5 protein-coding genes are annotated in these 5,992 nt (G+C 75.8%); 4 read left to right on the top strand and 1 reads right to left on the bottom strand.

Features of this window, described 5'->3' with window-relative positions; translation table 11 throughout:
- Window positions 1-1,244, bottom strand: a 1,244-nt coding sequence (locus CTKZ_RS13930; RefSeq protein ID WP_503825972.1) for a winged helix-turn-helix domain-containing protein, incomplete at its 3' end; no start/stop codon positions are given.
- Between the two features lie 316 nt (window positions 1,245-1,560).
- Between CTKZ_RS13930 and CTKZ_RS13925 the strand changes: the two genes are divergently transcribed.
- The 4 genes from CTKZ_RS13925 to CTKZ_RS21620 all read left to right on the top strand — a co-directional run.
- On the top strand, window positions 1,561-2,685 hold the full coding sequence (locus CTKZ_RS13925; RefSeq protein WP_124343510.1) for a flavin-containing monooxygenase: 1,125 nt from the start codon (window positions 1,561-1,563) through the stop codon (window positions 2,683-2,685).
- A 67-nt stretch (window positions 2,686-2,752) separates the two neighbouring features.
- The gene (locus tag CTKZ_RS13920; RefSeq protein ID WP_124343509.1) at window positions 2,753-3,613 is read left to right on the top strand and encodes an alpha/beta fold hydrolase; all 861 of its coding nucleotides are present in this window, start codon (window positions 2,753-2,755) and stop codon (window positions 3,611-3,613) included.
- Window positions 3,614-4,043: 430 nt separating this feature from the next.
- On the top strand, window positions 4,044-5,603 hold the full coding sequence (locus CTKZ_RS13915) for a nucleotidyltransferase family protein (protein ID WP_160142904.1): 1,560 nt from the start codon (window positions 4,044-4,046) through the stop codon (window positions 5,601-5,603).
- On the top strand, window positions 5,600-5,992 hold a 393-nt coding region (locus CTKZ_RS21620; RefSeq protein ID WP_200829753.1), incomplete at its 3' end, for a hypothetical protein. The genes CTKZ_RS13915 and CTKZ_RS21620, both read left to right, overlap by 4 nt.

Genomic DNA, 5,992 nt, shown 5'->3' with positions numbered 1-5,992 from the left:
TCGCCGCGCAGCAGGGCGCCGGCGGCGCGCGCGACGCGGCTGGCCTCGTGCGACGCGTCGGGCGGGACTGCGGCGAGCGCCGCCGCGAGGGGGGTGGTCGTCCCGCCGGGTGCGAGCAGCAGCGTCCCGAAGTCCGGCCGGCCGACGACGGCCTCGGTCGTCTCGCGCCAGCGGCCCGCGGCTCGTGCGTGGTCGAGCGCCTCGGTCGTCGCCCCGTGCTCGGCGCACCAGCGAGCTGCGGTGACGTGCAGGGCGGGCACGAGCTCCGGTGTCCGTGCCGTGAGCTCGACGCGCAGCAGGTTCGCGACGAGCGGACCGACCTGGAACTCGTCCGCGGTGCCCGTGGCCCGGGCGAACGCACCCGAGCGGACGAGCTGCGTGAAGAGCGAGCCCGACGCGTCCCCGACGAGCGCGTCGAACAGACCTGGTCGCAGGCGGTCGGCGACCGCGCTGCGCAGCAGCGCCCCCCGCACCTCGGGCGGTGCCGTCCCGAGGACGTGGGTCGAGAACCAGGCGGCGAACTCGCCGTCGACGCCCGACCACGCCGCGGCGGCCGCGTGCGCCGGGTCGTCGGTCCGTGCGGCCGCCCGGGCCGCGAACCGGACGGCCGCGGCCCAGCCCTCGGTGCGCTCCACGAGCCGGGCGACGTCCCGGCCACGCAGACCGGTACCGCGGCACACGTCGGCGACCTCGGCGTCGGTGAGCGCGAGGTCGGCTCGGCCCACCTCCGCGACGTCACCGCTCAGCCGGCGGGCGAGGACCTGCGGGAGCGGGACGAGACGCGTCGCGGCCACGAGGCGCAGCCGGCCGTCGGCCAGGCGGACGAGGCGGTCGAGATCGCCGACGGTCGCGGGCGCGAGGTGGTGGGCGGCGTCGACGACGAGGAGCACCGGGCGCGGTGCCGACGCGAGCGCGGTCGCCAGCCGGATCACGACGTCGGGCGACGCGGCACGACGCGGCGGCATGCCGACGCCCGCGCGCACCAGCGCGGCCTCGACGTAGCGCCAGAACCGGCCGGTCGCGTCGTCGCCGCTCTCGACGGACACCCAGGCGGCTCCCGGTCCGGCGCGACCGTCGGCGAACCACGACGCGAGCAGCACGGTCTTGCCGGTGCCGGCCGGCGCGCTCACGAGGGTGAGCGGCGCGGACGACGCGTCGTCGAGCGCCCGGACGAGCCGGGGACGCCGGGCGAGCGGCACACGGAAAGCGGGCACTGCGAGCTGGTGCTCCAGCAGAGCGACCACGGACGGCCTCCTCATCCGCGGGCGGCGACGACGCCCCCCTCGACGGCGTCGGCGTGAGCCGAGCCGCACGGGCCCTGACAGCGTGGCCCGGCGAGGAGGCAGCGCGCAAGGGACGTCGCGGGCCGTCTGACGCGCGGGTCGGGAGCCCGCTGCGCGTCGGCCCGGGTGCTGCGACGCTCGCGCTCCTGCCCGACGCAGGGCGGCGTGCGTGCTCGGCCGGCCGGCTGACGACCTGGACAACCGTCCGGAAAGGCTGGCGGCGGGGCCCGACGCGTGGAACGCTGGGCCGCCCGTGACTCGAGGAGGAGGTCGGCGGATGGTGGCAGGGCCGGTTCTGGTGGTGGGCGCGGGGCCCGGCGGGCTCGCCGTCGCCGCCGCGCTGCGGGCGCGGAAGGTCGACGCGGTCGTCGTGGAGAGGTCGTCCGCGGTCGGCGCCTCGTGGCGCGGTCACTACGACCGGCTGCACCTGCACACGACGCGCCGCTGGTCGTCGCTGCCGGGGCTGCCGATCCCGCGGGCCTACGGCCGGTGGGTGGCCCGCGACGACGTCGTCCGGTACCTCGAGCAGTACGCCGACCACCACCGGCTCGAGGTGCGGACCGGGGTCGCGGTCGAGCGCGTCGAGCGGGCGGGCGCGGGGTGGCGGCTGCGCACCGCCGGGGACGGGACGGTCGAAGGGAGCGCGGTCGTCGTGGCGACCGGCTACAACCACACCCCGGTGCCGCCCGCGTGGCCGGGCGTCGCGGAGTTCCCGGGCGAGGTCGTGCACGCCTCCTCCTACCGGAACGCCCAGCCGTACCGCGGCCGCGACGTCCTCGTGGTCGGCGTGGGCAACACCGGCGCGGAGATCGCGGTCGACCTCGTCGAGGGTGGCGCCGGGCGGGTACGGCTCGCGGTCCGGACGCCGCCGCACATCGTCCGGCGCTCGAACCTCGGCTGGCCCGCGCAGGGCACCGGGATCGTCGTGCGTCACCTGCCCGTGCCGCTCGTCGACGCGACCGCGCGGCTGATCGCGCGGGTCGAGGTCCCCGACCTGGCTGCCCACGGGCTGCCCCGCCCGACGACCGGCCTGTACTCGCGCGTGCTCGAGGGCTCGGTGCCGCTGCAGGACGTCGGGCTGATCGCGGGCGTGCAGTCGGGCGCGATCGAGCCCGTCGCTGCCGTCGAGTCGTTCGAGGGCACGAAGGTCGTGCTCGCCGACGGCACACGCGTCGAGCCCGACGTCGTGATCGCGGCGACCGGCTACCGACGCGGTCTCGAACCGCTGGTCGGCCACCTGGGCGTCCTCGACGCGCGCGGTCTGCCGCGTGCGCACGGCCCGCGGCCGGCCCGGCCGGGCCTGTACTTCACCGGCTACACCAACCCCATCAGCGGCATGTTCCGCGAGCTGCGCCTCGACGCCGAGCGCATCGCCCGGTCGGTGGCACGCTCGCGCGGCTGAGGTAGCCGGCGCGTGCGGGAGCGGGGCGCCGGTCGACGCACGCGGTGCCCCCCGCCACGATGGGGAGGTGAGCCGCAACGAGCGCGTGGTCGACGTCGGCGGCGTCGCGCTGTGCCTCGACGTCACCGGTCCGCCCGACGCGCCGGTGCTGCTGCTCGCGCACGGCGGTGCGTGCTCGCTCGACGCGTGGCCCGACGCGCTCGTCGAGCGGCTCGCGCAGGAGCGGCGCGTGATCCGGCTCGACTGGCGCGACACCGGTCGGTCGGCGACGTGGCCGCCCGGCGAGCCGGGGTACGGGCTGCCGGACCTCGCGGACGACCTCGTCGGCGTGCTCGACGTCGAGGGTGTGCCGGCCGCGCACCTCGTCGGACTGTCCATGGGCGGTGCGGCGGCGCAGCTCGTCACCCTGGACCACCCCGAGCGGGTGCGGACGCTCACGCTGGTCAGCGCGACCCCCGGCGTACCCGGTCGCGAGGCCGACGACCTGCCGTCGTTCGACCCCGACCTGTTCGCGTCGTCGCCGCCCGAGCCGGACTGGTCCGACGGCGCCACCGTCGTCGCCTACCTCGTCGAGGAGGAGCGGCCGTTCCAGCGCGGCGGCTTCGACGCCGACGTCGAGCGTGCGATCGCCGAGCGGACCGTCGCGCGGGCCACCGACATCCGGTCGCGCACCAACCACGGGATCATGGACGGCGGGCCGTCGTGGCGCGACCGGCTGGGGGAGATCCGCGTCCCGACGCTCGTCGTGCACGGCGCCGACGACCCCATGTTTCCCCTGCCGCACGGCCGCTCGCTCGCGGACGAGATCCCCGGCGCTGAGCTCCTGGTGGTCTCGGACGCGGGTCACGGAGTGCCACCGCGCCGGGCATGGCCGACGCTCGTCGACCGGCTGCTGCGGCACACCGCGGAGCCGCCGGAGCGGGGCTGACCGCCGGCGGGCGACCACCGGCGGCGGATGATCGGCGTCGACGGCCGGTCGCGCAACCAGGTCGCCGGACTGTCCGACATGCGGACTGGCTCGTCGGGTCGCGCGAGGCCCGTCCGCCGGTCCCGTCGACGGCCGACGACGCGATCGAGGACGATCCGAGATGGTCGGGTCGCCCCGTCGTCGGACCGTGCGCTGCGGCATGATCACCGGCCTTCGGCGCGTCGCGGCCCGCCTGACCCGCCCCGTTCTCGGACGACGCCTAGACGGGCGTCCAGGGCAGCGCGAGACGCTTTTTGACGCACGAATTCCGTGTCCGATATGCGTGGATTAAAACATTCTCACGCGATTGACCGCCTTCCGTGACCGTGCGTAGCGTCTCGGCCCGTTGCCTGAGCCCGGCACTGACGCCGGCCGAGACGTGGAGGCGCCGTTGTCGTCGTTGAGTGGGATCCGCCGTGCGCTGCTGTGGGCGGCGGGAGGAGCCGAGACGCCGGACCTGGCTGGGATCGACCAGGACGTGCTCGTCCGCGCCCTGCGCCAGCACAGGCTCGAGGGCCGGTTCCTACGCCGCCTCGACGACGAGGCCGTGGACGCGCCCGAGACGCTGCGGCGACGGGTCGCGGCCGGACACGACGAGGTCGTCGCGCGCGTGCGGGACCAGATCGCGCTGTTCCGCACGGTGCGCGACTCGCTGCACCACGAGGGGCGTGGTCCCGGCCTCGTGCCGGTGAAGGGCTTCGGCCTGTACGCCCTGACGGGCGACCCGGCGCACGCCGCGTTCAGCTGGGACATCGACGTGCTCGGTGCCGACCCCACCGAGGTGGCGCGCGCCGTCGAGGCGACCGGTGGGTCGGGCTTCCACTTCCACGGCGAGGAGCACCCCTACGTCTTCGCGCACATGGACGACGTCGAGGTGCACGCCCGATACATCGTGACCGGGATGCCGTCGCAGCTGGCGGAGTCGGCGGTCGACGTCCTCGGCACCCCCGGCCGCTGCGAGCTGCGCACGCCGTTCTCGATCTCCAGCGTCACGTACGACGACCTGGTCGACCTGCTGGCCCCGGGGACCGGCGAGGCGCAGGAGATCGACGTGCTCGGCCCCGAGATGTCCGTGCTGATCCGGTGCGCGCACGTGTACGTCGGCTTCGCGATGAACACGCAGCCGCTGCCGTGGGCGACGGTGCGGCTCGTCGAGCTCGCCCAGATGCGCGACTACCTCGCGCTCGGCTCGTTCGACACGGACGTCTTCCGCACGCTGCACGAACGGTTCGACGCCGGGCTCGTCACGGACTTCGCCCGTCGCCTGCACCTCGACCTGTTCGGCGAGGACCCGTTCGAGCCGGTGTTGGGCGCGTCGTCCGCGATCCGCGACTGGTTCCCGCGCAACCTCTGGTGGGACGGCATCGACGCCGGGTTCCCCGTCAGCCTGCCCTGGGCGGCGGCGGACCTCGTCGCGTCGGACGCCGACCACCAGGACCTCGCGGACCTCCTCGGACCGGACCCGGTGGTGCTGGGCTCCGACGGCACTGCGGCGCTGTCGTTCCTCGCGACCGACGACGACCACGCGGGGCGCTATGTCTTCCACCGCTTCGGCGGCGACCTCGGGTCGATCCGGGCCGAGCTGTCCGCGACGCCGGAAGGGCTGCACGCGACCGCGCACTTCCCGGCGCTCGAGGACCAGCAGATGGCGGCCCTCGGCTGGGCCACGGGCACGTATCGCTACGAGCTGTTCTACCGACCGCTCGACGGGACCCACGAGTTCTCCGACTACTCGAGCGACAAGACGGGACCGCGCCCGCGCGTCGAGCTGTGCACCGCGCGCGGCGACGGGCACGAGCTCGCCGTCGTGTTCCCGTGGGAGTCGCTCGGGGTCGACGCCCCGGCCGACGCGCTCGACCTGCCGCTGACCTTCCGCGCGCGGGTGCAGGAGCGTCCGTGGGGGGCGGTCGTCGGAGGCGTCGTCGCGCCGCTGCGGGTGAGCCGCGCATGAGCGACGTGCTCGGAGCCGGTTCGTGTCCGCGCGGCGACGTCGTCGACGCCGTCGTGAGCAGCGTCGTCCTCGTCGCCGACCCGCGGCTGCAGGAGGCCGCGGTGGACTACTGGGACATGTCGTCGGCCGCCCACCGCGGGGTCGTGGACCGGCTGCGACGCGTCGGGAGCGTCGAGCTCGCGCTGGCGACCGAGGCCGTGCTCGGTGACCCGCACGACCCGGTCGCGGTGCACCACCTCTCCGACGTCGTCGCCGCGACGTTCGGCGACGGCGGCGCCTGGCGCTCGCTCGGCGAGCAGGCGCTCCACGCCGACGGCACCGGCCGCCTCGCGGCCCACGTCGGGCGCGCGCACGACCCGGCCGCAGTCGAGGTCGGCGCCGCCGACCTC

This window comes from Cellulomonas algicola (assembly GCF_003851725.1).
Lineage (GTDB): Bacteria > Actinomycetota > Actinomycetes > Actinomycetales > Cellulomonadaceae > Cellulomonas > Cellulomonas algicola.
This window is presented reverse-complemented; position numbering and strand designations above follow the sequence as displayed.

Bases quoted from the DNA above. Each gene is read 5' to 3' on its own strand.
- CTKZ_RS13925 (WP_124343510.1), top strand. From the start codon at position 1,561: ATGGTGGCAGGGCCGGTTCTGGTGGTGGGCGCGGGGCCCGGCGGGCTC.